Annotated in this window: 24 protein-coding genes; 11 read left to right on the forward strand and 13 right to left on the reverse strand. The window is 42.4% G+C overall.

From position 1 onward, the window contains the following. Nucleotides 1-93: 93 nt before the first annotated feature. Nucleotides 94-780 carry a YggS family pyridoxal phosphate-dependent enzyme gene (locus tag FTT87_RS07220; protein WP_180042998.1) on the reverse strand — a complete coding sequence of 229 codons (687 nt, stop codon included), beginning with the start codon at nucleotides 778-780 and terminating at the stop codon, nucleotides 94-96. Nucleotides 781-903: 123 nt separating this feature from the next. On the opposite strand from FTT87_RS07220, the gene FTT87_RS07225 reads away from it, so the two are divergent. Further along, on the forward strand, nucleotides 904-1,941 hold the full coding sequence (locus FTT87_RS07225) for a type IV pilus twitching motility protein PilT (protein ID WP_086196416.1): 1,038 nt from the start codon (nucleotides 904-906) through the stop codon (nucleotides 1,939-1,941). 26 nt (nucleotides 1,942-1,967) lie between these two features. Continuing rightward, entirely contained in the window at nucleotides 1,968-3,089 is a 1,122-nt protein-coding gene (locus FTT87_RS07230; RefSeq protein ID WP_180042999.1) for a PilT/PilU family type 4a pilus ATPase, read from the forward strand. A gap of 70 nt (nucleotides 3,090-3,159) precedes the next feature. Here the strand turns inward: FTT87_RS07230 and fur are convergent, their stop codons facing one another. Continuing rightward, complete coding sequence (fur, locus tag FTT87_RS07235) at nucleotides 3,160-3,597, reverse strand: ferric iron uptake transcriptional regulator (protein WP_086175193.1); 438 nt, start codon at nucleotides 3,595-3,597, stop codon at nucleotides 3,160-3,162. Nucleotides 3,598-3,709: 112 nt separating this feature from the next. On the opposite strand from fur, the gene FTT87_RS07240 reads away from it, so the two are divergent. Further along, nucleotides 3,710-4,108, forward strand: coding sequence for an outer membrane protein assembly factor BamE (locus FTT87_RS07240; protein ID WP_166171149.1), 399 nt, complete (start codon nucleotides 3,710-3,712; stop codon nucleotides 4,106-4,108). A gap of 45 nt (nucleotides 4,109-4,153) precedes the next feature. Here FTT87_RS07240 and FTT87_RS07245 read toward each other — a convergent pair whose 3' ends face one another. The 9 genes from FTT87_RS07245 to FTT87_RS07285 all read right to left on the reverse strand — a co-directional run bounded on the left by FTT87_RS07245 (nucleotide 4,154) and on the right by FTT87_RS07285 (nucleotide 13,751). Continuing rightward, nucleotides 4,154-4,477, reverse strand: coding sequence for an RnfH family protein (locus FTT87_RS07245; protein ID WP_180043000.1), 324 nt, complete (start codon nucleotides 4,475-4,477; stop codon nucleotides 4,154-4,156). Continuing rightward, the gene (locus FTT87_RS07250; protein WP_180043001.1) at nucleotides 4,477-5,559 is read right to left on the reverse strand and encodes a hypothetical protein; all 1,083 of its coding nucleotides are present in this window, start codon (nucleotides 5,557-5,559) and stop codon (nucleotides 4,477-4,479) included. Before FTT87_RS07250 ends, FTT87_RS07245 begins: the two co-directional genes overlap by 1 nt. A 140-nt stretch (nucleotides 5,560-5,699) precedes the next feature. Beyond that, a complete protein-coding gene (locus tag FTT87_RS07255; RefSeq protein ID WP_086196421.1) occupies nucleotides 5,700-6,155 on the reverse strand; it encodes a bacteriohemerythrin in 456 nt (151 codons plus the stop codon). 417 nt (nucleotides 6,156-6,572) lie between these two features. Then, nucleotides 6,573-7,421, reverse strand: a complete 849-nt coding sequence (locus FTT87_RS07260; RefSeq protein WP_086196422.1) for a class II glutamine amidotransferase — start codon at nucleotides 7,419-7,421, stop codon at nucleotides 6,573-6,575. A 194-nt stretch (nucleotides 7,422-7,615) separates the two neighbouring features. Further along, nucleotides 7,616-8,515 carry an acetylglutamate kinase gene (argB, locus tag FTT87_RS07265; RefSeq protein ID WP_180174607.1) on the reverse strand — a complete coding sequence of 300 codons (900 nt, stop codon included), beginning with the start codon at nucleotides 8,513-8,515 and terminating at the stop codon, nucleotides 7,616-7,618. 10 nt (nucleotides 8,516-8,525) lie between these two features. Further along, nucleotides 8,526-9,950 carry a phosphomannomutase/phosphoglucomutase gene (locus FTT87_RS07270; RefSeq protein WP_180043027.1) on the reverse strand — a complete coding sequence of 475 codons (1,425 nt, stop codon included), beginning with the start codon at nucleotides 9,948-9,950 and terminating at the stop codon, nucleotides 8,526-8,528. A gap of 466 nt (nucleotides 9,951-10,416) precedes the next feature. Next, entirely contained in the window at nucleotides 10,417-10,869 is a 453-nt protein-coding gene (gene dut / locus FTT87_RS07275) for a dUTP diphosphatase (protein ID WP_166171142.1), read from the reverse strand. Nucleotides 10,870-10,920: 51 nt separating this feature from the next. Next, nucleotides 10,921-12,960, reverse strand: coding sequence for a UvrD-helicase domain-containing protein (locus tag FTT87_RS07280; RefSeq protein ID WP_180043003.1), 2,040 nt, complete (start codon nucleotides 12,958-12,960; stop codon nucleotides 10,921-10,923). 137 nt (nucleotides 12,961-13,097) lie between these two features. After that, nucleotides 13,098-13,751 carry an OmpA family protein gene (locus FTT87_RS07285; RefSeq protein ID WP_086196426.1) on the reverse strand — a complete coding sequence of 218 codons (654 nt, stop codon included), beginning with the start codon at nucleotides 13,749-13,751 and terminating at the stop codon, nucleotides 13,098-13,100. 248 nt (nucleotides 13,752-13,999) lie between these two features. On the opposite strand from FTT87_RS07285, the gene FTT87_RS07290 reads away from it, so the two are divergent. The 6 genes from FTT87_RS07290 (at nucleotide 14,000) to FTT87_RS07315 (ending at nucleotide 18,532) form a co-directional block, all read left to right on the forward strand. Beyond that, nucleotides 14,000-14,923 carry an acyltransferase gene (locus tag FTT87_RS07290; RefSeq protein WP_180043004.1) on the forward strand — a complete coding sequence of 308 codons (924 nt, stop codon included), beginning with the start codon at nucleotides 14,000-14,002 and terminating at the stop codon, nucleotides 14,921-14,923. A gap of 18 nt (nucleotides 14,924-14,941) precedes the next feature. After that, a complete protein-coding gene (locus tag FTT87_RS07295; protein ID WP_086196428.1) occupies nucleotides 14,942-15,994 on the forward strand; it encodes a hypothetical protein in 1,053 nt (350 codons plus the stop codon). Between the two features lie 122 nt (nucleotides 15,995-16,116). Continuing rightward, entirely contained in the window at nucleotides 16,117-16,848 is a 732-nt protein-coding gene (minC, locus tag FTT87_RS07300) for a septum site-determining protein MinC (protein ID WP_086196429.1), read from the forward strand. A 66-nt stretch (nucleotides 16,849-16,914) separates the two neighbouring features. Next, entirely contained in the window at nucleotides 16,915-17,727 is an 813-nt protein-coding gene (gene minD, locus FTT87_RS07305; RefSeq protein ID WP_086196430.1) for a septum site-determining protein MinD, read from the forward strand. A gap of 3 nt (nucleotides 17,728-17,730) precedes the next feature. After that, on the forward strand, nucleotides 17,731-18,003 hold the full coding sequence (gene minE / locus FTT87_RS07310; RefSeq protein WP_086196431.1) for a cell division topological specificity factor MinE: 273 nt from the start codon (nucleotides 17,731-17,733) through the stop codon (nucleotides 18,001-18,003). A 241-nt stretch (nucleotides 18,004-18,244) separates the two neighbouring features. Beyond that, a complete protein-coding gene (locus FTT87_RS07315; protein WP_086196432.1) occupies nucleotides 18,245-18,532 on the forward strand; it encodes a PA4642 family protein in 288 nt (95 codons plus the stop codon). Between the two features lie 80 nt (nucleotides 18,533-18,612). Here FTT87_RS07315 and FTT87_RS07320 read toward each other — a convergent pair whose 3' ends face one another. Together FTT87_RS07320 and FTT87_RS07325 are read right to left on the reverse strand one after the other, a co-directional pair. Then, on the reverse strand, nucleotides 18,613-19,515 hold the full coding sequence (locus FTT87_RS07320; protein WP_086196433.1) for an AEC family transporter: 903 nt from the start codon (nucleotides 19,513-19,515) through the stop codon (nucleotides 18,613-18,615). Nucleotides 19,516-19,667: 152 nt separating this feature from the next. Further along, nucleotides 19,668-22,745 carry a DNA translocase FtsK gene (locus tag FTT87_RS07325; protein ID WP_180043005.1) on the reverse strand — a complete coding sequence of 1,026 codons (3,078 nt, stop codon included), beginning with the start codon at nucleotides 22,743-22,745 and terminating at the stop codon, nucleotides 19,668-19,670. A gap of 285 nt (nucleotides 22,746-23,030) precedes the next feature. Here FTT87_RS07325 and trxB point away from each other — a divergent pair, with 285 nt between their 5' ends. Further along, nucleotides 23,031-23,987, forward strand: a complete 957-nt coding sequence (gene trxB / locus FTT87_RS07330) for a thioredoxin-disulfide reductase (protein WP_180043006.1) — start codon at nucleotides 23,031-23,033, stop codon at nucleotides 23,985-23,987. Between the two features lie 114 nt (nucleotides 23,988-24,101). Further along, nucleotides 24,102-24,833: a leucyl/phenylalanyl-tRNA--protein transferase gene (gene aat, locus FTT87_RS07335; protein WP_180043007.1), complete on the forward strand. Its 732-nt coding sequence runs from the start codon at nucleotides 24,102-24,104 to the stop codon at nucleotides 24,831-24,833. Nucleotides 24,834-24,850: the final 17 nt, after the last annotated feature.

Consider the following 24,850-nt stretch of genomic DNA (forward strand, 5'->3'; position numbering starts at 1 on the left):
GTACTCAACTTTAGTGGAAAATTCAACTTTAAAAACAAAAACTGAACCCTAAGGTTCAGTTTTCAAAATCAGCAAAATGGGTGGTTCTGCGATTTATTTCGAATAATCCCGTGCTCCAAACAATGCAGTGCCGACACGGACCATGGTTGAACCTGCGGCAATAGCTTCCTGCATATCCCCCGACATTCCCATGCTTAAGGTATCCCAATCTTCAGGATGGGCATGTTCAGTTTTTACACTTTCAAACAAAGCTTTGGCATCACTAAATGCCTGCGGATTATTCGGGGCAGGAATCACCATCAGACCACGCAATTTTAAATGCGGTAACTGGCTGATCTGCTTCACCAGCTCAGCCACTGCACCCGGTTGGCAGCCATCTTTGGTGTCTTGTGCATCAATATTGACCTGCAAACAAATATTCAGTGGCACCTGATTCGCCTCACGCTGACTCGACAAGCGCTCTGCAATAATCAAACGGTCTACTCCATGCACCCAGGCAAACTTTTCTGCCAGATGCTTGGTCTTGTTGCGCTGCACATGACCAATAAAATGCCATTCAATATCCAGATCACTTAAAGCCTCAATTTTATCTAAAGCTTCCTGTAAATAATTTTCTCCAAATGCACGTTGTCCAGTTTGGTACATCTCGCGCAAAGACTCACCTGGATGGGTCTTTGAAACAGCCAGCAACTGCACACTTTCTACATTGCGCCGGGCGTGTTTACAGGCATCTTCTATTTGCTGTATAACTTGATTTCGTGACTGTTGAAGACTATTCATTGACGAGGTTCTCATTTCATTCATCTTTTTTGGGCTTCCCTTACAACTAACTGTTGGTTAAGTTTTGGGAAAGCCTTATTATTCTATCAAAATAAATAACATTTAAATGAACTCGGGGAAATTATGGATATCACTGAACTTTTAGCGTTTTCAGCTAAAAACGGGGCATCAGATTTACACTTGTCTGCGGGGATGCCGCCACTGATCCGTGTCGATGGTGAAGTTCGCCGTATTAATCTGCCTGCTTTAGAACATAAAGAAGTACACAAACTTGTGTATGACATTATGAATGATAAACAGCGTCGTGATTTTGAAGAAAAGCTAGAAACAGACTTTTCCTTTGAAGTTCCAGGTGTAGCCCGTTTCCGTGTGAATGCATTTAACCAGAACCGTGGTGCAGGTGCCGTGTTCCGTACCATTCCTTCAAAAGTACTGACCATTGAAGATCTGGGTATGGGTCAGATCTTTAAAGATATCTGTAATTACCCGCGCGGTATCGTACTGGTGACCGGACCTACAGGTTCAGGTAAATCTACTACGCTGGCGGCCATGATCGACTATATTAATGATCAGCGTTATGACCATATCCTGACTGTAGAAGACCCGATCGAATTTGTACACGAATCTAAAAAATGCCTGGTCAACCAGCGTGAAGTACATCGCGATACCCACGGCTTTAATGAAGCTCTTCGTTCAGCACTGCGTGAAGACCCGGATATTATTCTGGTTGGTGAGATGCGTGACCTTGAAACCATCCGTTTGGCATTGACTGCCGCTGAAACTGGTCACTTGGTCTTCGGTACGCTACATACCACCTCTGCAGCAAAAACCATTGACCGTGTGATTGACGTATTCCCGGCCGAAGAAAAAGACATGGTACGTGCCATGTTGTCTGAATCCTTACAAGCCGTGATCTCGCAAACCCTGCTGAAGAAAAATGGTGGTGGTCGTGTCGCTGCACATGAAATCATGATCGGTATTCCAGCCATCCGTAACCTGATCCGTGAAAACAAAGTGGCGCAAATGTATTCTGCCATTCAAACCGGTGCCAACTACGGCATGACCACGCTTGATCAAAGTTTAAAAACCCTAGTTGCAAAAGGTGTGATCAGTGCGCAAACTGCCCGCACCATGGCAAAACAGCCAGAATCATTCTTATAATTTGAAAACGGATTGGGGTTCTTATTATGGATTTTAATGACTTACTGAATTTGATGATTCAACAGAAGGCATCGGACTTGTTTATTACGGCCGATGTTGAACCATCCATGAAAATTAATGGTCAGATTGTGCCCATCGCCAAAACCAAGCTGACTGGTGAAATTGTGGGACAGCTTTTAAACTCGATTATGAGTGATAAGCAACGTAAAGAATTTGCCGAAACACGCGAATGTAACTTCGCGATCAACAACCGCGACAAAACTGCCCGTTTCCGTGTCAGCGCATTTCAACAGCGCGATCAGCCGGGTATGGTTTTACGTCGTATTGAAACTGTAATTCCAACCATAGATGACCTCAAGTTACCGCCCATTTTAAAAGAACTGGCGATGAACAAACGTGGCATCATCATTTTTGTCGGTGCGACAGGTACAGGTAAATCGACCTCTTTGGCTTCCATTATTGGTTATCGTAACCAGAATTCCAAAGGTCATATCATTACCATTGAAGACCCGATTGAATTTATCCATGAACATGCAGGCTGTATCATTACCCAGCGTGAAGTGGGCATCGATACTGACTCTTTTGAAGTAGCCTTGAAAAACACACTGCGTCAGGCACCAGACGTGATCCTGATTGGTGAGATCCGTTCACGCGAAACTATGGATTATGCGATTGCCTTTGCCGAAACCGGCCATCTGGTCTTTGCCACCCTGCATGCTAACAACGCCAACCAGGCACTAGACCGGATTATTCACTTCTTTGAAGCAGACCGGCATAACCAGTTGTTTATGGATTTGTCTTTAAACATGAAAGCGATTGTGGCCCAGCAACTGATTCCAACGCTGGATGGCACTGGACGCCGTGCTGCAATTGAAATTCTGATCAACTCGCCTTTAATTTCAGACCTGATCCGTAAAGGTGATGTGCATGAAATTAAAGACCTGATGAAACGTTCACGTGAACTGGGTATGCAAACCTTTGACCAGGCCCTGTTTGACTTGTACAAAGCCAAGCAAATTAGCTATAAAGATGCGCTTAAGCATGCCGACTCACCAAACGATCTGCGCTTGCAAATCAAGTTGTCGGAAGAAGGTGGCGATCGCTTAATGCGCGCCAGTTCGAATATTACTTTCGATGGTCAGGCTTAAGGCCCAGATTAAGATGCAAAAAAAACAGGCTTCAAATAAAGCCTGTTTTTTAACTGATTCCAAGTCAGTATTATTTTTTACGTAATGCGTCCTGGCATTCCGCTGCATCACAATAACCATACAGATTTAGAGAGTGACCAGTTAAAGTAAAGCCAAATTTTTCAGCTACTTCATGTTGTTCATGTTCAATCACGTCATTGGTGAATTCGACCACTTTATTACAATTTTGGCAAACAATATGATCATGATGATCTTCTTGCATAATTTCAAAAACTGAATGATTATTTTCAAAATGATGACGCTGGATAATACCTGCAGCTTCAAACTGTGTTAACACTCGATACACAGTTGCTAAACCGACATCTTCACCCTGTTCAAGTAAAGTCTTATAAATATCTTCTGCGCTTAAATGATGTTGTCTTGAATTTTCTAATAATTCTAATATTTTTATTCGTGGAAGCGTAACTTTAAGTCCAGCTTTGCGTAAATCTTGATTTGAAATAGGCATGTAAAAGGGTCTCTCAACAAATTTAAAGTTGGAATATGCAACAAAGTTAAGATGCAGTATGATCTATCCGTGGATCAAATGCATCATAATTAATTTGGGATAGTGTAGCAAAATGCAAAAAATCATGTTGACGTTATTCGTCACTTCACTGCTCGCAGGCTGTTCGACCTTGGGCGTTTATAAAGTTGATATTCCTCAAGGAACACCATTAACTCAAGCACAAGCATCAAAAATTCAAGTCGGTATGAGCCACCAACAAGTTCGCTTTTTGCTAGGCAGTCCAACGGTCACAGATCCAATGAATCCTTTACGTTGGGACTATATCTACAACTACATCCCAGGAACTTATGCTAAAAAAGCCAAGATTCCTGCAGCACATGGTCAACATTTAAAAATTTACTTCGATCAAACCGGTACGGTGCAAAAGATTGAAGGTCTAGAAACTATTCCAGAATCTCAACCCGGCTTACCAGGTTCAAAAGAAGCGATTTTAACTGCGCCACCACTATAGACGCTTTAAAATAAAAATAAACCCCTCATTGAGGGGTTTTTCTTATCACTTCAATTGTTTAAAGCGATTTCCACGACAATATCGCCCAACCGGGTTGGCTGCTGCACGTTTGCGTCGAATATCCTTCGGATTGATAGTTAGCGGTCGATAAATCTCGACACGGTCACCTGCTTGTAAAATATGGTGTAGATCTTTCAGGCGCACACCAAAAATTCCCAGAGCAAGCGGTTCCGCCAAATCAACCTGTACCCGAATACCACTTTGTTCAATCGCCTCTAAAGCGGTCATCCCTTGCTGAAAGGGCACCGCAATATGAAACTGTTGCTCGGGTGCTGCATAGGCGACCCAAACCTGTTGTGTCTCACTCATCAGAACAATTGCCCAATAATTGCGATTATGGCCAAAATAATCGAAACAGGTAACACCACACGAACAGCAATACGCCACAGGTTATAAAATAACTCATTGCTGAAATTCATCGCTTTACGCAGATGACTAATTTTCATGATCCATCCGGCAAAAATGGCATAGATCAGGCAAATTGCTAAACCCCAAAGCATCAGCAGGCTATTGAAAACTGGAGTGATGGCTGGAATTGCCCAGACAAATACGGCAGCTAAAATAAGCAACCATTGAATCACGATATTCAACTGACGGTGTAACAGCTGTTCACGCGCCATTTGCAATAACAAGGCCGCAGTAGTCACCACGGCAACCACAAAAGCCAAACTCGGGATTTGAGCATTGGCAGCAAAGAAACCAAAAGCAATTACCGCAAGTAACTGTGCAATCCAGATCGGCAATACTGTTTTACTTGCAGTATCTTGCTGCTGAACCGCAGGCAGACTACTCTGCCAGTACAAGCCCATACCTAAACCACTTGCTACCAGTGCCAAGACGGTAGCACTGCCCCACTCGCTAAATTCAACCGCTGTAACATGCCAAGCTGGTAAAGGGGTTCCCATAACATTGGACAGAATTAAAGCAGCAAAAACACCAATCACCGTTAAAAGCAGAATAATTTTTCGTGGTGCAAATGAAAGTAAAACTGCAACTATCGCAAGAGCAATAAATAAAAGATTAGCTGCAATTCCATTAGCGGCAAAATGCCCCAGCAATTGGCCCGCATTCGACAATATGCCGCCTGCCAGGAAAGGAATAAAGACCACGGCCAGCCAGCCAACGATACGCCATTTTTGCGAGGCATCCGCATCACGGGTCAAGCTGGACAAGGCATTTAAAGCTGTGGTTTTAGAACGCTTTGCCAAGGCAATTTCTAAATAGCAGATCGGTAAAGCCAAAATAAGCATGGTACCTAACCATAACAGCCAAAAATCAAGCTGGCGATCAAGCTGAATCCCTACAATCGGTGCTAAAGTGGCAATGATGATAAAAGATAAACAAAATGCCATCAGCGGTGATAGCCATCGTGTCATAGCATTGTCCTGCATGATGCGTTCCTAAAAAAAGTCTTTTGCTATTTTGCCTTTCTCATAAGTGAAAATCAAAAAGAAAAAGCAAACCATTATGCCTAATGATTTGCAGCGCAAGATTATTATCTTTTTTTAATTGTAGTTATCTCATTTATCTTTTATGAGAAAAACCGAGCAAACCAGTTTTTACCTTTTTTCTGTTCTTTTTCTTTAATAATGCCCATCATGTTTTGTTTTACAGCACCAACATAATCAGCATCATCGTGCTGAATATGGTTAATCAGCCATTTCGCCAGTACTTCATGCAATTCACCTTCAATCGCCTGTCCCATTTCAAAGCGATCACGATAAGATTCAATCTTTTTAATGAATAAATCATGAACACGTTTATGCGGTACGCGGTATTTATAACCCGCCTCTTCCTGCAAAGATTCTTCAAAAGTAAAATGCGACTGAGTGTAATCAATAATATTTTCAAGAATCTGTTTAATACGCGCACGGTCGGTATTTTCAACGATATCATCAATTTCATTGATGTAATCCAGAATTCGTTTATGTTGATCGTCAATCACATCGATGCCAGTATTATATTCTGGAACCCATTTCATTTTCATTACGACCACCTATCAGATATAAACGATTAATCACATAAATTCATAATATATTGATATTAAACAAATAAAAATGCACCAAAACAGTCGACTTTTAGTTTTTTTTATAAAACAAACATAACCCATTGATATATATTTAATTATGATAGAATACCTACTAAAAGGATAAAGTATTTTTTAACCAGCTTCATTAAAAAAATGCTTTATTCAGGAGTTAACATTATTTTATAAACTATATTTTTTAGAAGTCATTTTTTAATTATATTAGATAAATATAGTACGATTATATAAAAATATCCCGAAGCCAGTAAGATTAAAATCTGGCAATAAAATTTTAAAATATTTCAACCGATTATAAATAATAAAGTCAGATATTTATCTAATAAATATCTGACACTAAAGTTTTATCTGAAATTGCAATCAATATTGATCGGCTTTAGTGATTCGTTTCAATGCCGGATTCAAGCGTTCACGTTCTAAACGCTCAACATGAGTCTGCTGTTTCCGAACCGGTCGGCCATCCTGAAATAAAATCATCTCTCCTGGTACAAAAGCGTTCCAGGTTTCATTTTGGGTTAAAGGTTCTGTGGTAATGACGGCGACACGATCTTCTGGAGTCGTAACCTGACTGAAATCAACTTCAACGTCCAGATCAATCAATTGTGCAGGTTTAAAAGGATATTCACGTACCAGCCAGTGCAATTTGGTAATCGCATACGTAAAGAGTGCCTGACCGTTCGACAGGCAGAAATTAAAGGTGCCATGTTCGGCTATTTTTGGAGAAACTTCAGCCAATAAATCGAACACCTGATCGAGTTTGGGTTCATGGTAACCAAACTTAAGTACCAGTTGATCTAACAAATAACAGAATGCACGCTCACTGTCGGTATTGCCAACCGGAGTAAAACGCCCCGATAAAGTTGGATTAAAGTCATGTAAATCACCATTATGGGCAAAAATCCACTGCCGTCCCCAAAGCTCACGGCTAAAGGGATGTGAATTTTCCAGATTGATTTTACCCTGGGTGGCTTTACGGATATGTGCAATCACATTGCGCGACTTAATGGGATAATTACGGATCAGTTCAGCAATCGGCGATTCAACTGCGGATTGATTATCGACAAAAAGTCGGCAGGCTTTATCTTCAAAAAAAGCAATGCCAAAACCATCACAATGGTCTGATGTAATGCCAGCACGCTGAGAAAAACCACGAAATGAGAAAGTCACATCCGTTGGCGTAGCACAATTCATTCCGAGTAACTGGCACATAATCTTGATCAAACAGCAAATACATGATTTTTCTATTTTGCATGACTGGGCAGAGGGTTGCAAATCTCAATTCACGATAGTCATCACGATTTTATGTATTAAGACAAAATTGAGATTTCAATCATCAGTCTATTGAGCGGGTCAAAATAGACGCCATAAAAAAGCCTCACAAGGAGGCTTTTTAAAATCACGGTTTAATGCTTGGCACGGTTGGTAATTAAAGTTCCTACCCCATGATCGGTAAAAATTTCCAATAAAGTGGCATGTGGAACACGGCCATCAACAATATGTGCGCTGACCACACCACCTTTGACTGCATCTAGTGCACAGCCCACTTTTGGAATCATGCCGCCATAAATCACACCGGTTTCTATTAAACGGTCCACTTCCTGGGTCGTTAAACCCGTCAGCAAGTTCTTATTTTCGTCCAGCACACCGGTGATATTGGTCAACAGAATAAGTTTTTCTGCGCCTAAAGCTTCAGCGACTTTACCTGCCACCAAATCGGCATTGATGTTATAGGTATTGCCTTCTTCATCGACACCCAGAGGTGCAATCACAGGAATGAAATCCCCTTGGGTAAACATTTCCAGAACGTCGGTTTTCACACCAACGACTTCACCCACCAGACCAAGATCAATATGCTTGACCGTGCCATCTTCAGCGGTTTTTTCCATCAATAACTTCTGGGCACGTAACAGGTTGCCATCTTTACCAGTCAAACCAATGGCACGACCACCATGCTGGTTAATCAGATTCACGATGGATTTGTTCACGCTACCGCCTAAAACCATTTCCACCACTTCCATGGTTGCAGGGTCAGTGACACGCATGCCATCAATACGGTCAGATTCGCGGCCTAACTGTTTCAAAAATGAATCGACTTGCGGACCACCACCATGCACCACAATCGGATTCAGACCGACCGTTTTCAACAATACAATGTCACGCGCGAACGAGCTTTCCAGCTCTGGGTCGGTCATTGCATTGCCACCATATTTCACAACCAGCGTTTTACCTGCAAAACGTTGAATGTACGGCAAAGCTTCAGTCAAAACTTGTGCTTTGTCGAGGCCGGTATGTTGATATGGCATTCACCTCTCCTTATTGAGCATCTAAAATGTCTTGTGCGATTTGAGGATATCGGTCACTTAACATGGAAACAAATGTATGTCGAATATCGTTTAATCTTACAGGATTATCCGCATCAAAGCGCACGGTAAAATATTCCCCGGTATTCGATGCCCGAATAATGCCAAATCCATCTTTAAAATCAAGTCGTACCCCATCAATTTTACTTAACTGGGCACCAAAATCCTGACTTTGCATTTCGACATCATGCAATACTGCTTTGGGCTCTATGTTATGCGTACTGATATAAGTATCTTCAGTGCAATAACGTTCCGGATAAGCCTTTAAGGCCTGGGATAGAGTTAAATCCGCCTGCTGACCAAGATATTCCAGTACCCGTAATGCCGCATACAAGCCATCATCATAGCCAAAACCACGCCCGTCATTAAACACATAATGACCTGCATATTCTCCACCAAATACAGCTCTGCCTTTGGACTGCGACATGTAAGTCCGTAAAAAAGAGCTTCCGGTACGAATCATTTTGGCCTGTCCGCCTAGATGACGCACAGTATTCGCCACCATGGTGGAACATTTGACATCAAAAACCACTTCATGACCAGGATGGGTTTTCAGACACATTTCTGAAAATAGCGACAACAACCGGTCTGCGGAGATCGTGGTGCCATGTTCATCAATCAACACGACCCGGTCGCCATCGCCATCCAGAGCAATACCAATATCAGCCTGCTGTTCAAGCACGGTCTGCTTTAACTCTGCCAGATTTTTCTCTTGTGACGGATCGGGTGCATGGTCAGGAAAATGGCCATTGGCTTCACAACGGATAGCGGTCAGCTCACAGCCCAGTTTTTTTAACACCAGGGCTGCACAGCGTCCAGCTGAACCATTCAGGCCATCCAGCACCACCTTAAATGGTCGCTTTAACTGGATATCGTTTAGGAGTGCCTGTTGATATTCAAGACAGTATTTCACCACAATTTCATGCTGAACCGGTTGAATTACCAGATTATGTAATAGATCAAAAGCTGCGCTCGCGCTCTGACCGACCTGTTGAATCATGTCTGGACAGGGTGGTTCGCTCTGAATAATCCATTTAATTCCATTGTCAGTTTTTGGATTATGGCTGGCTGTAATCATAATGCCATTACCGCCAAACTGACGGGCAATAAAATATAAAAGGGGTGTCGAACAACAGCCAATGATTGTGGCATGCAGTCCTTTTTCTTCACATACCCGTCTGATAATTTCTGCATATTGAGGACTGGTTAAACGTGCGTCATAGCCGATAGCCAGCTGTGTTTGCCCAGCCTTGTGATATTGCTCAACCAATCCATAGGCAGTCGCTTGTACAATTTCAGGCGTCAAAAGTGATATTTTTCCACGAATATCATAGGCACGAAAAATTTGTAGAGGAAATTTTTTATTTTTAAAATTCATGATGACATCTTCTACTTTAGAATAACCCATGAAATGAGAATTTCATGGCATGCTGGATTAGCTCAGTATTCACAACCAGTGCATCATCTGATGAAATAAGAAGATTAATATTTAAAAGCATTTCGTGTTATTAAGCAACGGTAAAAGTTTCTTACAATTTTGTTTTAAAAATACTTTATTTGATTGAAAAATAAATCATTTGTGAAATTAGAAAACAAAAGTATTCAAATAACTTTAATTTAAAACAATTATTTACAAAAACAATAAAAATATTTTTAACTGATCCATACATTAAAAATTATTTTGCATTTTAATAATATAATTCATTGTTTATTTGTACTTTTTTTATAAAAAAGCTAATTATTTTAAATAAAATCCTGTTCAAATTAAAGAAAGAAAAAAACCTGATGCCAAACAAATAATATTGTTTGGCATCAGGTTTTGTCATATTTATGCTAAATCAAACTTAGCCTTTACCCGTATGGCCAAAACCGCCTGCACCGCGTTCAGTCGCTTCAAATTCATTCACAATATCAAACTGCGCCTGGACAACAGGAACAAGTACATATTGTGCTAAACGTTCACCCGGTTGCAAGGTAAATGCTGTTTGGCTACGATTCCAAACCGATACCATCAACTCGCCTTGATAATCCGAATCAATCAGGCCGACCAGATTGCCTAAAACAATCCCATGTTTATGACCCAGACCTGAACGGGGCAAAATTAAGCCAGCAAAATTTGTATCTTCAATATAAATAGCCAAACCGGTTTTCACCAATACTGTTTGACCCGGTTCAATGACAGTCGCTTCATCGACACAAGCTCGCAAGTCCAAACCTGCTGAACCCGAAGTCGCATAGGTCGGCATAGGCCACTCATTGCCTAAACGTGTATCGAGTACTTTCACTTGAACTTTCATTTGTTTTTTCCTAATTGCATAGTTTAAATGTTGCATGGTTTAAATCGTGAATTAACGTTTGATTAGCGCGCGTAAATTTTCCAGATAATGCTGGGCTTGCAATTTTGGATCAATATTACCTGCCAGTTTTTTCTTGCGACCTAGCCATTCCAGTTCATCTTGCGGCAATTCATCCAGGAATCGGCTTGGGGTCATCTGTTTCATCTGCCCGCCCGCTTTACGCTGCTCGGCCAAAGTAATCGTCAAACCTTGACGAGCACGGGTAATACCCACATACATCAAACGGCGTTCTTCTTCCACTGTTTCGGCTGCGATCGAGTTTTTATGCGGCAGAATTTCTTCTTCCAGCCCAATCAAATACACATAAGGAAACTCAAGACCTTTGGATGCATGCAAAGTCAATAAATTCACTTTATCGGTATCTTCTTCTTCCTGCTGCTGCTCCAGCATATCCAGCAGTACCATTTTACGAATCACACTTTCAATATTCTTGTCATCAACATCTTCAGCGCGGTTAATCAGGCTCTGAATGCTGCTATACAGCACTTCAATATTATCCAGCTTGGTTTTTTCCTGCGCTGGCGTTGCTGCGGATTCCTTGATGTAATCGATATAGCCTGCTTCCTGCATCATCTGGCGAATAATTGGCACAGGCTCGTCATCATCCAGCAGGTTACGGGTAAAATTACCAATAAAATCATAAAATTCAGCCAGTTGTGTAGTCGCTTTTTTCGGCATTACCATAGTCAGGCGCTGATCACCTGCCGCTGCCAGCAATGACAAATGATTCTCCTGTGCAAATAGACCTAACTTTTCTAAGGTTACAGGTCCAATGGCACGTTTCGGCGTGTTAATAATCCGTAAAAATGCACTGTCATCTTCAGGGTTAATAATCAGACGCAAATAACTCATGATGTCTTTAATTTCTGCACGAGCAAAGAAAGACTGGCCGCCAGAAAGCTTGTATGGAATCTGCATTTGACGCAGCTGTGTTTCTAAAATACGGGCCTGAAAATTACCGCGATACAAAATCGCATAATCCTTCCAGTTTTTTCCATTCATCAGCTTATGGGTGATCAGATCCTTCACTACGCGTTCAGATTCATCATCATCATTACGGCAGGTAATGACCCGAATCGCCTCACCATGGCCTTTATCCGACCAGAGTTTTTTATCAAAAATATGCGGATTATTGCCAATCACCGTATTCGCCGCTTTCAAAATACGGCTGGTGGAACGGTAATTTTGTTCTAATTTAATGACTTTTAAATTCGGAAAATCTTCCTTCAACAAAGCCATATTTTCAGGCTTTGCCCCACGCCAGGCATAAATGGACTGGTCATCATCACCTACCGCAGTAAATTGTCCCATCACACCGACCAGCAGTTTCACCAGAATATACTGTGCGGTATTGGTATCCTGATATTCATCCACCAGCAGATAACGCACCCGATTTTGCCATTTATCCCGGACTTCAGCATTTTCCTGCAACAAACGGGTCGGCATCACGATCAGGTCATCAAAATCCACCGCATTATAGGCACGCAGGTTGCGTTCATAAAGCTGATATAAATGCGCAAACTGGACATCTTCAGTGGTTTCACAGGTGGTATGTGCTTGTTCCGGTGGAATCAGGTCATTTTTCCAGTCCGAAATCATCTTCATTGCCTTGGCAATGAGTTCTTTACTTTCCGCGCCGGATAAATTATCACGGTGCATTAAATCCATCAGGATACGCTTACAATCATCGGCATCCAGAATAGAAAAATTATTTTTTAATGGGGTATGTTTGAGTTCCAATCGGAGCAAATTCAGACCAAAGGTATGGAAAGTTGAAACAGACAGACCTTTGGCTTCTTCACGAGACAATAATTTACCGACACGCTCCTTCATTTCGCGTGCTGCTTTGTTGGTAAAGGTCATGGCCGTGATCCGATGTGCCGGTATACCGCAATTCTTGACTAGATGTGCGACTTTTCGCGTAATTACCGAGGTTTTACCCGAACCTGCCCCTGCAAGTACTAACAAGGGCCCTTGAGTGTATTTCATAGCTTCAAGTTGCTTGTCATTCAGTTGACTTGCCGATGACATAGGATTTCCTCGTGTTAATTGGAGCTCGATTATAGTCATCTCCACCCAACTTGCATAACCTAAAATACAGATTTGACATTCATAAAAAAACCACCCGAAGGTGGTCTTTTCAATTCATCATGAACTTAAATGAAGAATTATTGAACCGCGTAAATGCTGATTTCTACACGACGGTTTTGTTCACGGCCTTCAGCAGTCGCATTTGATGCGATTGGGTTCGCTGAACCTTGACCTTGTGCATTAATACGTGTACGTGCCACGCCCTGACCGGCAAGATAGTTAGCTACTGATTGAGCACGCGCTTGAGATAATGGAATGTTAATCGAGTCATTACCCGTGCTGTCTGTATAACCTGTTACAAGAATACCGCTCTTGTTGTCTTCAGTCAGTGTTTGTGCAACTTTGTTCAAAGTTGCGTAGAAGTTCGGTTTGATATTCGATTTGTTGGTATCAAAAGTAATATTACCCGGCATAATCAGGCCAACAGAACCATCCGGATTACGTGTAACATCTACACCAGTACCCGCCATTTGTTGACGTAATTTTTTCTCTTTATTGTCCAGATATACACCTGTTGCACCGCCTAATACAGCACCGATTGCTGCAGCACGGTTATTTTGAGCGCTTGTATTTGCGTTACTTTTAGAAAGACCATAACCCGCAGCTGCACCCACTATTGCGCCAATTGCTGTTTTATCGTATTCCATACCGCCAATGTTGTTGCCAGTTGTTTGACAGCCTGATAGTGCCAATGCCCCTGCTACTGCTGCTGAAATGACTAGTGCACGCATCGCATGCCTCCTTCTTGTGTTTTATCGTATAGTGGAATAATGAATTAAAAAAAATCGGCATACCATTGATTTTTTGTAAATAACCCATTTATTAGTTACATTTTGTAATATTTCAGCTGAGTGTCAAGAATAACTTCAGCACAATTTCTCCATACTTGTATGAATAGACTTTTTTATTTTAAATTCTACAATTATATTGAATACTAAATAAAAACCTTCGATGATTTTCTTTTAAGGCCTTTTTTTATATGTCATCTCAAAATACCAAGCAACCGATATTAAAAAAAATATCTCGCGGGCTTACTGTCGGATCGGTCATTACTGGAAGTACTTTTTTTCATGGACCACCTGTACTCGCTTTGGGATTAACCAAACTCATTAAAAAATCACGTAAAATAGACGAAACCAACATTCAAATTACCAACAGCTGGCTCAGTGTCAATAATTGGCTGATCGACCATGTATTGCCCAACTTAAAGTGGGATATCACGATTGAGAAAGGTTTAGAGCTCAGTATGCAAGGCCGTTACCTGATGACCTGTAACCATCAAAGCTGGGTGGATACTACGGTAAATCAATATTTTGGTTTAACCCGCATGCCACTTACCCGTTTCTTTACCAAGTGGGAGCTGATCTTTATTCCTTTCGTGGGGCAAGCCTTTAAAATTTTGGGCTTCCCGATGATGAAGCGCCATAGCAAGGAACAGATTGCAAAAAATCCGGAACTTAAAACCCGTGATATGGAAGAATCGCGTAAAGCCTGCGAGCAGCTATTAAGTCAACCTTTTACCTTATTGAACTATTTGGAAGGTACGCGCTTTACGCCAGAGAAGCATACGCAGCAGCAATCACCTTATAAACATTTACTCAAACCTAAAGCGGGTGGCTTAGCCTTGGCCCTCAACATTTTAGGTGACAAAATTGATGCGCTGGTCGACATGACTATTGTTTATCCAGATGGTGTCCCAGGTTATGGCGATTTCTGGCTAGGAGAGGTCAATCGCATTGCGGTGAATTTGCGTAAAATCGATATTCCAGACTGGGTATTAGGTGGTAATTATGAAGATGATGCTGAATATCGTGAACGTTTTCAGCAATGGGTTCATGCGCTATGGACTGAGAAAGACCAACTGATTGAACGCATGCAGCAAGAATTGGCTGCGAAAGCTTAAGTACACGCAAGGAAAAAAATGAAGCAAGACGACCAGATCACATCCCCCACCTTTTCTTTTGTAAAAAAAGGTACTTGGGGATGGAAAGTCGCACTGGGCTATGACATTTTTATGATGATTCTGATCATCATCAACCTGTTCTGCCTGAGTGCCAATGCCATTCTGATGAGTGATTTTGGCGGCTGGCTGTTTGACTTTATTCATCTTCCTGAACTGTTACATTTTTACCGTAACTCATTGCGTCCCTGGGTCATCATTACCGAAAGCTGGTTTACCAGTTTTCTGGTCATTGAACTGCTGGCCCGCTGGGTAATTGCGGTCATTGGGCAACATCATAAGCGCTGGTTTTTCTTTCCCTTTATTCACTGGTACGAAATTCTCTCCATTATTCCGCAGCTGCGTTTCTTACGTTTATTACGTGCCGGGGCCATCGGCTACAACCTGCACCAGCATGGTTATAAAGTCATTCCGGACGCTTGGTATCGGCGGGCTAAATTCTATTACCACATGGTGCTTGAAGAACTCACCAGCCGTATTGTACTTACGGTCTTAGATGGCATAAAACGTGAACTCTCGACCAGTACCACACATAAAAAACTGATTGAAGATCTGGTTGCCCATCACCGTGACATGTTTGCTGCTGCCCTGGCGGATATTTTGCAAGAGTCTTTAGGCAAAGAGCTGCAGGCACAAAAAATCATGATTGCCGAAAATGTCGGCGACATTGTCAATCGTGCCATTGAAGACACCCCTGAACTGACCCAATTATTGCGCCTGATTCCGATTGTGGGGGGACGCATCGAGCAACAAATCCAGAGCATTGGACAACGTTTGGGAGAAAATATTACGCTGGGGCTGATTGAACCTTTTGCATACGGTCATAAAAATGAAAAAAATCTGGCATATTTAGAAATTTCGAATAAAATCAGTCAAATACAATTTGAAAATAATACCTATGTGGAAAACCTGGTGGAATCGGCTGTTTTTGAGAGTTTAGAAGCCATTCGCAAACAGGTAAAAGTAAAACAATGGCAACAAATCCTGGAACAGCATGATCAAGTTAAAGAATGATCATGAAATTAAAAATATTGAAAACGTGGCTAGAGAAAAGCTGCAATTTGTTCTAGCATTTGCTCTATTTACAACATCACTTCGACATAAAATTAATGAGTCAGAAGTCTTAAGGAATAATTATGGCTGATATACGGATTACAGGCAGAATGGTTAATTTTACCCGATTAACTTTTGACACCAATGATCACAATGCAATCCGCCAGCAATTGACTCAAATGCTCCAAGAAACTGCTTCTCATGGCACGCTGGTCATTATTGACAGCACGGTAGAACAGGAACTGATTGCACTGATTCAGCTATTGATCAGTCTGGACTTACAGCCGATGGGCGTGATTGACGGTATTCTTTCCGATGAAGCCCGGGCCATTCAGTTTCCTATTCTGCCCGCAGACAACAAACCTTTACAGCGTATTAAAGCGACCAAAGAACAAGTGGTTGAGGCCAAACCTGAAGTTGACTCTGCCCCAACCCACAGTGCTGAAGAAGAGCCAGTCAAACCAGCTCGTGTCATCAGCCATGTGACCTCTTATCACGATGAAATTTTGCGCACCGGTCAATGCCTGGTTCAGGATCATGGCGATATTATTCTTAACGCAGGAATCAATAGCGGCTCTGAAGTCATTGCTTCAGGAAATATACATATTTATGGTAGCGCACGTGGTAGAGTCATCGCCGGCGCAGGCGGGAATGGTGCAGCGCGTATTTTCTGTCATTCACTGGAAGCAGAACTGGTATCGATTGCAGGGACATATTGTGTGGCAGATGACATTCCACAACATGTCCTGAAAAAATCTGTCCATATTTACTTGAATGATCATCAAGAACTTGTCTTTGAAGTTCTCGAGTTTTAATGTATAAATAAACACCAAAAGCCCCATATTTAAAAAGGGGTTTGAACCATAACAGGAGTGGATTCGGTGGCGAAAATTGTTGTCGTAACATCAGGCAAAGGTGGTGTAGGTAAAACTACTACAAGTGCATCTTTTGCAACAGGTTTAGCCCTTCGTGGTCACAAAACTGTTGTGATCGATTTTGACGTGGGTTTACGTAACCTTGATTTAATTATGGGTTGTGAACGTCGCGTTGTTTATGATTTTGTGAATGTATTGAATAACGAAGCGCGTCTTCAACAAGCACTTATTCGTGACAAAGATATTGAAAATTTATATATTTTGCCTGCATCACAGACCCGTGACAAAGATGCCTTGACCGATGAAGGTGTTGCACGCGTTATGGATGAACTTTCTCAAGAGTTTGATTATATTATTTGTGATTCGCCTGCAGGGATTGAACGTGGTGCCATCATGGCCATGTATCATGCAGATGAAGCGATCATTGTGACCAACCCGGAAATTTCCTCTGTACGTGACTCTGACCGTATTATTGGTATGCTGGACAGCAAAACCAAAAAGGTAGAGCAGAACGAAGGTCGCATCCGTAAGCATCTTTGTATTACACGTTTCAACCCTGAACGTGCTGATAAACAAGAAATGTTAACCATTGACGATATTTCTAAAGATATCTTACGTGTCCCTACACTAGGTGTGATTCCTGAATGTAAGAGCGTACTGCAAGCATCTAACGAAGGTAAACCGGTTATTCTGTTTACTGAAGAAGCTGCAGGTCAGGCTTATGATGACCTTGTAGCGCGCTTTTTGGGTGAAGAACGTCCTTACCGTCATATTGAAGTCAAACCTAAAGGCTGGTTAGCAAGACTATTTGGAGCGTAAGAAATGGCAGGATTCTGGAGTAAACTTTTTAGTAGTGAGGATAAACCATCAAGTGCACAGACTGCTAAAGATCGCTTAAAAGTCATTGTCGCCTCTGAACAGGGTCTAGGCAAACGCTTAAGTCAGGAAAAGATTGACCTCATGAAGAAAGAAATCATGCAGGTGGTCAACCGCTATGTCCGTGGTGTAGATGAACAACACATTCAAATGTCGGTTCGTTCTGAAGCCAATATTGAAATGTTAGAAATGAATATCAATTTGCCTGAAGAGCGATAATCTGATTTTTGATTAGTCAAGCAAATTGAATCAAGGCAAAATATGAGCCTGAACAAAGCACTGCTTTGTTCAGGCGCAAGACGAGAAGCTGTGCTTCGAAGTGCCTGAACAATTTAGGTACTGCTTTAGTCAGCCGCAAGACGAGAAGCTGTGCTTCAAGTTGGCAGGGTCGAGCAAAACCGCTTTGTCTAGCCTCATATTTTGCCTTTTTTATTTTAATCAGTATACCAAGGAGATTGCGATGGCATTATCTCAGCCAGCAACGTTCAATGAAGAATGGTCAGATGAGCGTGTATTTGCCTACTTAACCCAGCTACCTCCTGCAGGCGTTAATGCTGATTTTCATGTGCTTTATCATGCATTCAAGCACATGCGTCCAAATGATTATGAGCGTTTACTGACTCAATTCGTTGCCGATGGCCGTGATGTCAACGCCACCAATCCTGAAGGTCAACGCATTCATGATGTGATTGCACAGTACCCGCGTCAAAGCGAAGGCTTTCTGGAAGTGCTTGCTAAGTTTGCTTAAGTAAAATATAAAAAAGCCTGGCTGTTTGCATAGAACAGCCAGGCTTTTTTATCAAAATAATTTTCTTTTAAACTTTTATTTTAAGGCAGCAATAACATCAATGCGGGAAAAGTCACCGCAAAACAGATTGTCTGCAAACTAATTACAGCCGCCATTAATCGATGGTCACCCTGATATACCCGGGTCAGAATATAAGAAGCTGAAGCTGTCGGCAAACTAAAAAATACCACTAAAATCATGCGTTCTAAATGACTTAAATCAAAAGCCTGGCATACTGCAAATGCCAAAATGGGCATGATGAGCAAACGCCCAAACACATTCATCAATAAACGATAGATATTGATTTTAAACTGGTCAAATTGCAATGCTGCCCCCACTGACAGCAAACCCAAAGGCAAGCTCATTGCAGCAAGTAATTTCACAAGTTGCCCTATGCCATCAATTAAGGGCAGATTCAGCAGATTGAAACCCACGCCAACAATACAGCCGAGAATTAATGGATTTCTTGTAATCGAAATAACTGTTTTTCCAAGTGTGTTCCAGCTCAAACTGGATAATGCCAGTACCGACAGAATATTCACCAAAGGGATCGCGACAGCGATCAGCATGGCAAACATTTGCATGCCTTTCGGTCCAAATAAAGATGCCATGAGCGACAGGCCGATATAGGTATTAAAGCGCACCTGGCTTTGCATATACACGCCAAAACGCTGTACTGGAATGTTATAGATTTTTTTGGCCACAAAAAGAGCCATAGCTGCCAGCAAAATTATCAGGATCAAGATTCCCAGCATGCTCGACACAGTAAGCATCTCTAGCTCGACATGAGATAAATTCAAAAAGAGTAAGCTAGGAAACAAGATAAAATAATTGAGCTTTTCAGAGTTTCCCCAAAATTCATCTGTGACAAAACGTGTCTGTTTAAGTAGATATCCCATTGCAATCAAAATGATCAATGGAAATAGCGCCATGACAATATTCATGCTCTATCTGTATCCTTAATGAAATATTTCAGTCTTTCCCGAGCTGCATGATACTTTTGTTTTTCATGAATATTCACTTAATTTACCTGATATCGTCCAATTGTGCTCAAGAAAAAGGCCTGCATTTGCAGGCCTTTTATTGATATCTACACTTAAATTAAAATATCACGTTTACCGTTGGCACCCATACCGCTAACAATGCCATTTTCTTCCATCTGGTCAATGATACGTGCAGCACGGTTATAACCCAGGCTAAACTTGCGCTGTAGCGAAGATGTGGATGCCTTACGGGTTTCCAGCACAAAAGATACACATTGATCATAAAGCGCATCACGGTCCGAACCACCTTCTCCGCCATCTTCAAAACCACGGCTACTTGGCTCTTCATCAAATGGCGTTAAGATTTCATCGACATAGTTTGGTGCGCCACGTTCACGCCATGCATCACAGATACGGTTCACTTCGTCATCGGCAATAAAGGCACCGTGCACACGTTCCGGTTCAATCTTGCCTGGGCCAAGGAACAACATATCACCATGACCTAACAAGTCTTCTGCACCACCAGCATCCAGGATGGTACGCGAGTCAATTTTCGAGTTCACACGCAATGCTACACGGGTTGGAATATTGGCTTTAATCAAACCGGTGATCACATCCACTGATGGACGCTGTGTCGCAAGTAACAGGTGAATTCCTGCCGCACGCGATTTCTGCGCCAAACGGGTAATCATTTCTTCCGCTTTTTTACCCACCTGCATGATCATATCGGCGAATTCATCCGCCACAATGACAATAGATGGCAATGGAGTCAGACGCGGTGCACGTTCGCCCACAACCGATTCGCTGGCTTTCCAGGTCGGGTCAAACAGTTCTTCACCATTGGCAATCGCTTCTTCAACCTTACGGTTATAGTCGCTCAGCTTACGAATTTTCAGGAAAGACATCAGCTTATAGCGACGTTCCATTTCATTGACACACCAGTTCAAGGCGCTGACCGCATCTTTCATGTCGGTCACGACTGGCGTGAGCAAATGCGGAATATCATTATAGTTGGCCAGTTCCAGCTGTTTTGGGTCAATCAGGATCAGACGTAGTTGATCAGGCGTGTACTTCAGCAACATCGATAGAATCATCGAGTTCACCGCAACCGATTTACCAGAACCGGTTGTACCGGCAACCAGCATATGCGGAGCTTTACCCAGTTCGGTAATCACAGGATTACCCGAAATATCTTTACCCATAGCCATGGAAAGAATGCCATCAGAATCATTGAATTTGGGAATCTGTACCAGCTCAATCAAGCGAACCATTTCACGGCTACTGTTCGGTACTTCAATCCCGATATAAGGTTTACCCGGAATGACCTCGACTACACGTACCGATGCCATTGACATTGAACGCGCCAAGTCACGTGAAATATTGGTCACTTTAGAGGCTTTTACCCCCGGTGCCAAATCCAGCTCAAAACGTGTCACTACAGGGCCAGGCTGTGCTTCTATCACTTTGGCTTTCACATTAAACTCTTGCAGTTTAATTTCAAGTAACTCGGATAATCGTGCCAATTGCTCGGCAGTGAAATTCACCTTCTTGTTAGGGTCAACCTTATCCAGCAGCTCCAGACCTGGCAATGGCGGCAAATCACGACGTTTTTGCGCCACCTGCATGGAACGAGACATCGGACGACCCATGGCATCGGTTAAAGGGGCATCCGGATCAAAATCATCTTCATCCAATTCAAGCTCGTCGACAGGTTTTCCAGCCGTTTCCTGCCAAACTTCACGGAAGGCATCTTTATTGGCAGCAATCAACGCCTTTTCATCTTCAGAAATGGTGGATTGCGGCTGCAATTGAGTATTGATTTCTGCACGCACAAAGGCTGAAGATTGGGCATAACTACTCGTAGTACGTGCTGCTACAGGCGCTGCTGGCTCCAAGTGATCCACCGGTAAATTATCTACCAGCAGATCATCCAGTTCATCAAACTCGTCATCCAGTGCGCTATTTTTAGGCGTACTATGATTCAGTGATGGCGATACCGTGATACTTGCAGATGCTGTCAGCATTTTTTCTTCAGGGATGACTACTGCTGGTTCTGGATTCACAGAATTAAATGGCGTATGTACATCTGTTGCAGTTTTTCCACCCGGCACAGCTGCAAGCAATTCATCAAAAATTTCGTCATCATCCCAATCCAGATTTTGCTTCGAGGTCTGCGGAGTCGTTGCTGCAGGTTGCTCATCAACAAATGCCTGAAAATGGTCATGTGGTGTATGGGGTCCAGATTCTTCAGCCGCTTTTAACAGTGCATCAATATCTTGGTTATGATTTTGATTTTCATCTGCATGTAATGCACGCCACACTTCACCTGTAGCCACAACACGATGTGTATTCTGTTCCAGACGATGGGCTTTTTCTAAAATTTGTTCAAATTCCGCCTCATCTTCCTCATCCACCAGTTGTTGCTGCGCAGACTGCTCTTTTTCAACCATGTCATCGAACAGGCGCTCTGCAGCCGGATCACGAACGACTGGTGACAATTCTACTTCCTTATGTTCGGCTACTACTGCTACTTTTTCTGTGGCTGTTTTTTGTTTGTTATTTACCAATGATTTTTTGACTTCAGGATTTGTCCGGTCAAATGCAGATTCGGCTTCAGGCACATTTTTATAAAATAAGTCTTGTAAATAAGCAGGTGTCGCCTTGAGCGTAACCCAGGTTTTGTTCCACTTCACCCCAAATGCAAAGGTGAATAAAACCAGCCAAAACAGCAGCAGAAAAGTCGTTGCACCATAAATGGTTAAAATCTGGGTAAGACTTTGCCCCAACTCATACCCAATGATCCCGCCCGACGAATTATCCAGCGTATCAGCCGGCACTTGCCAATACAGATACAACAGACTTGCTGTCGCCAGTAAAATAAAGAACTGTGCAGCATAGCGAAAAGGTTTATTCAAAAAGCTATACGGCCACCAGACCTGAATTGCCTCAACGAAGAGAAAAATTGGAATGAGCAAACTCGCCCAGCCTAAGAAACCGAACAGTAAATCTGCAATCCACGCCCCGGCAACTCCGCTGGCATTCGATACATGCTGGGTATCACTGGAAATGTGCATCCAGCCCGGATCAAAAGGCGTATAGGTCACTGTTGCAAGGAATAAATAAATTCCAAATGAAACTAAAAATAATGTCTTTATTAAGCGCTGTGCATAAACACTCGACACCGCAGTCATATACTGTCCTGTAACCAATTTTTCATTCATGTTTTTTGTAAGAAACTAAGACAAAATAGTTTCACAATAAACGCGTATTATGCACCTGTTCCACAAAAAAAGATGCAATATTATGTAGTGGCTGCTGCTTAGAAATATACCAGATTGAGTATCTAACACAGCACTGTTGTTCTATATAGCTCAAATCGATTTGCATGATCAATAATATCGACTTTAATCGCACACCACTGTTATACAGTTTCACGTATAATTCCACAAATTTCTAAATAAAAAAGGATGCAGCGGATGAGCGCACGTCACTCAAGACTGATTATTTTAGGTTCGGGTCCTGCTGGCTATAGCGCAGCGGTCTATGCAGCGCGTGCAAACTTGAAGCCTACCCTGATTGCAGGCTTGCAACTGGGTGGACAACTCACTACAACCACTGAAGTAGATAACTGGCCGGGTGATCCTGAAGGTCTGACCGGTCCTGCGCTAATGGAACGCATGCAGGCACATGCAGAACGTTTTGGCACCGACATTGTCTATGACCATATCAATGAAGTTGATTTAAGCGTTCGCCCATTTGTGCTGAAAGGTGATATGGAAGAATTTACCTGTGATGCTCTCATCATTGCCACTGGTGCGACAGCGCAGTATTTAGGTCTTGAGTCTGAAGCTGCATTTATGGGTCAAGGGGTAAGTGCATGTGCAACCTGTGATGGTTTCTTCTATAAAAACCAGAAAGTGATGGTGGTCGGTGGTGGTAACACTGCTGTAGAAGAAGCACTTTATCTTTCTAATATTGCCTCGCATGTGACCCTGGTTCACCGTCGTGATTTCTTGCGTTCTGAAAAAATCCTTCAAGATCATATTTTTGCTAAAGAAAAAGAAGGCAAAATCAGTATTATCTGGAATCATCAGGTCGAAGAAGTTCTGGGCGATGCAAAATCTGGCGTAACTTCTGTTCGTTTAAAATCAACCCAAGATGATTCAACACAAGACGTTGAAGTGACCGGGATGTTCGTCGCCATTGGTCACAAACCAAACAGCGCAATGTTCGAAGGTCAGTTGAACTTGCGTGACGGTTATATCCAGGTCCAAAGTGGTACGGCAGGTAATGCAACTGCGACTTCTGTTGCGGGTGTCTTCGCTGCTGGTGACATTGCTGACAGTATTTACCGCCAGGCGATTACTTCAGCAGGTTCAGGCTGTATGGCTGCGTTAGATGCCGAGAAATATCTAGATGCTTTGGCTGACTGATTTAAATAAATCAATTCAACTCAAAAAAACCGTCCTCTTTGGGCGGTTTTTTTTTGTATGATAAAAATCATAAATGTTTATTGCCAGTTACTCTTCTCGTTCAGGCTGAATCCCATGCATCCATTATCTCCCTCAGACTTCATTTTCCCCGACCCCATCGAGGCTGATCCCGATGGCAAGGGTCTAATCTGCATCGGTGCTGACCTCTCCCCTTCTACACTTTTTGAAGCCTACACCCATGGCTTATTCCCCTGGTTTTCTGAAGGTGAACCGATCTGCTGGTGGAGTCCGGAACCACGATGCATTATCCGTCCGCAGGATTATCATCCGAGTAAGTCATTAATTCGCAACATGAAAAAGTTTGATTATCAAATCACGGTCAATCAGGCCTTTGAACGGGTCATACGCTCTTGTGCCCTGCCGCGCAGCTATGCTGATGACACCTGGATTTCGGAAGACATTATTGAGGGATATTGTCAGCTGTTTGAAGCTGGTTATGGCTATAGTATTGAGGTATGGGATGAAGGCAAAGTCGTTGGTGGATTGTATGGCGTCACCATTGGACACGGCTGTTTTGGTGAGTCGATGTTCAGTACGCAAACCGATGTCTCAAAAATGGCGTTTTATACTTTAATGCTGATTGGACAGGAAAATAATTTGCCCTGGATTGACTGTCAATTGGTCAATGATCATCTACTCAGCTTGGGAGCCTGTACACTTTCTCGGCAAGCATATCTTAATTCGTTACAAGATGTTGTAAAACAGTCCGCTATCGATTGGAAAAAATATCAAGAGGGTGTATTTTCAAGTAAAACAATAGCGCAAAAAGCGCGTTTAATGGAATGAAAATAAAAGAGGGATTG

Source organism: Acinetobacter sp. YH01022 (genome assembly GCF_013420235.1).
Lineage (GTDB): Bacteria > Pseudomonadota > Gammaproteobacteria > Pseudomonadales > Moraxellaceae > Acinetobacter.

Bases quoted from the DNA above. Each gene is read 5' to 3' on its own strand.
- FTT87_RS07325 (WP_180043005.1), bottom strand. From the start codon at position 22,745: ATGACTGCGGTGTCGAGTGTTTATGCACAGCGCTTAATAAAGACATTA.
- dut (WP_166171142.1), bottom strand. From the start codon at position 10,869: ATGAAAGTTCAAGTGAAAGTACTCGATACACGTTTAGGCAATGAGTGG.
- FTT87_RS07250 (WP_180043001.1), bottom strand. From the start codon at position 5,559: ATGCAGGACAATGCTATGACACGATGGCTATCACCGCTGATGGCATTT.
- trxB (WP_180043006.1), top strand. From the start codon at position 23,031: ATGAGCGCACGTCACTCAAGACTGATTATTTTAGGTTCGGGTCCTGCT.
- FTT87_RS07315 (WP_086196432.1), top strand. From the start codon at position 18,245: ATGGCATTATCTCAGCCAGCAACGTTCAATGAAGAATGGTCAGATGAG.
- FTT87_RS07270 (WP_180043027.1), bottom strand. From the start codon at position 9,950: ATGAATTTTAAAAATAAAAAATTTCCTCTACAAATTTTTCGTGCCTAT.
- FTT87_RS07220 (WP_180042998.1), bottom strand. From the start codon at position 780: ATGAATAGTCTTCAACAGTCACGAAATCAAGTTATACAGCAAATAGAA.
- FTT87_RS07290 (WP_180043004.1), top strand. From the start codon at position 14,000: ATGTCATCTCAAAATACCAAGCAACCGATATTAAAAAAAATATCTCGC.
- FTT87_RS07225 (WP_086196416.1), top strand. From the start codon at position 904: ATGGATATCACTGAACTTTTAGCGTTTTCAGCTAAAAACGGGGCATCA.
- FTT87_RS07245 (WP_180043000.1), bottom strand. From the start codon at position 4,477: ATGAGTGAGACACAACAGGTTTGGGTCGCCTATGCAGCACCCGAGCAA.
- FTT87_RS07240 (WP_166171149.1), top strand. From the start codon at position 3,710: ATGCAAAAAATCATGTTGACGTTATTCGTCACTTCACTGCTCGCAGGC.
- FTT87_RS07255 (WP_086196421.1), bottom strand. From the start codon at position 6,155: ATGAAAATGAAATGGGTTCCAGAATATAATACTGGCATCGATGTGATT.
- aat (WP_180043007.1), top strand. From the start codon at position 24,102: ATGCATCCATTATCTCCCTCAGACTTCATTTTCCCCGACCCCATCGAG.
- FTT87_RS07320 (WP_086196433.1), bottom strand. From the start codon at position 19,515: ATGAATATTGTCATGGCGCTATTTCCATTGATCATTTTGATTGCAATG.
- FTT87_RS07285 (WP_086196426.1), bottom strand. From the start codon at position 13,751: ATGCGTGCACTAGTCATTTCAGCAGCAGTAGCAGGGGCATTGGCACTA.
- FTT87_RS07295 (WP_086196428.1), top strand. From the start codon at position 14,942: ATGAAGCAAGACGACCAGATCACATCCCCCACCTTTTCTTTTGTAAAA.
- fur (WP_086175193.1), bottom strand. From the start codon at position 3,597: ATGCCTATTTCAAATCAAGATTTACGCAAAGCTGGACTTAAAGTTACG.
- argB (WP_180174607.1), bottom strand. From the start codon at position 8,515: ATGCCATATCAACATACCGGCCTCGACAAAGCACAAGTTTTGACTGAA.
- FTT87_RS07230 (WP_180042999.1), top strand. From the start codon at position 1,968: ATGGATTTTAATGACTTACTGAATTTGATGATTCAACAGAAGGCATCG.
- minC (WP_086196429.1), top strand. From the start codon at position 16,117: ATGGCTGATATACGGATTACAGGCAGAATGGTTAATTTTACCCGATTA.
- FTT87_RS07280 (WP_180043003.1), bottom strand. From the start codon at position 12,960: ATGTCATCGGCAAGTCAACTGAATGACAAGCAACTTGAAGCTATGAAA.
- minE (WP_086196431.1), top strand. From the start codon at position 17,731: ATGGCAGGATTCTGGAGTAAACTTTTTAGTAGTGAGGATAAACCATCA.
- FTT87_RS07260 (WP_086196422.1), bottom strand. From the start codon at position 7,421: ATGTGCCAGTTACTCGGAATGAATTGTGCTACGCCAACGGATGTGACT.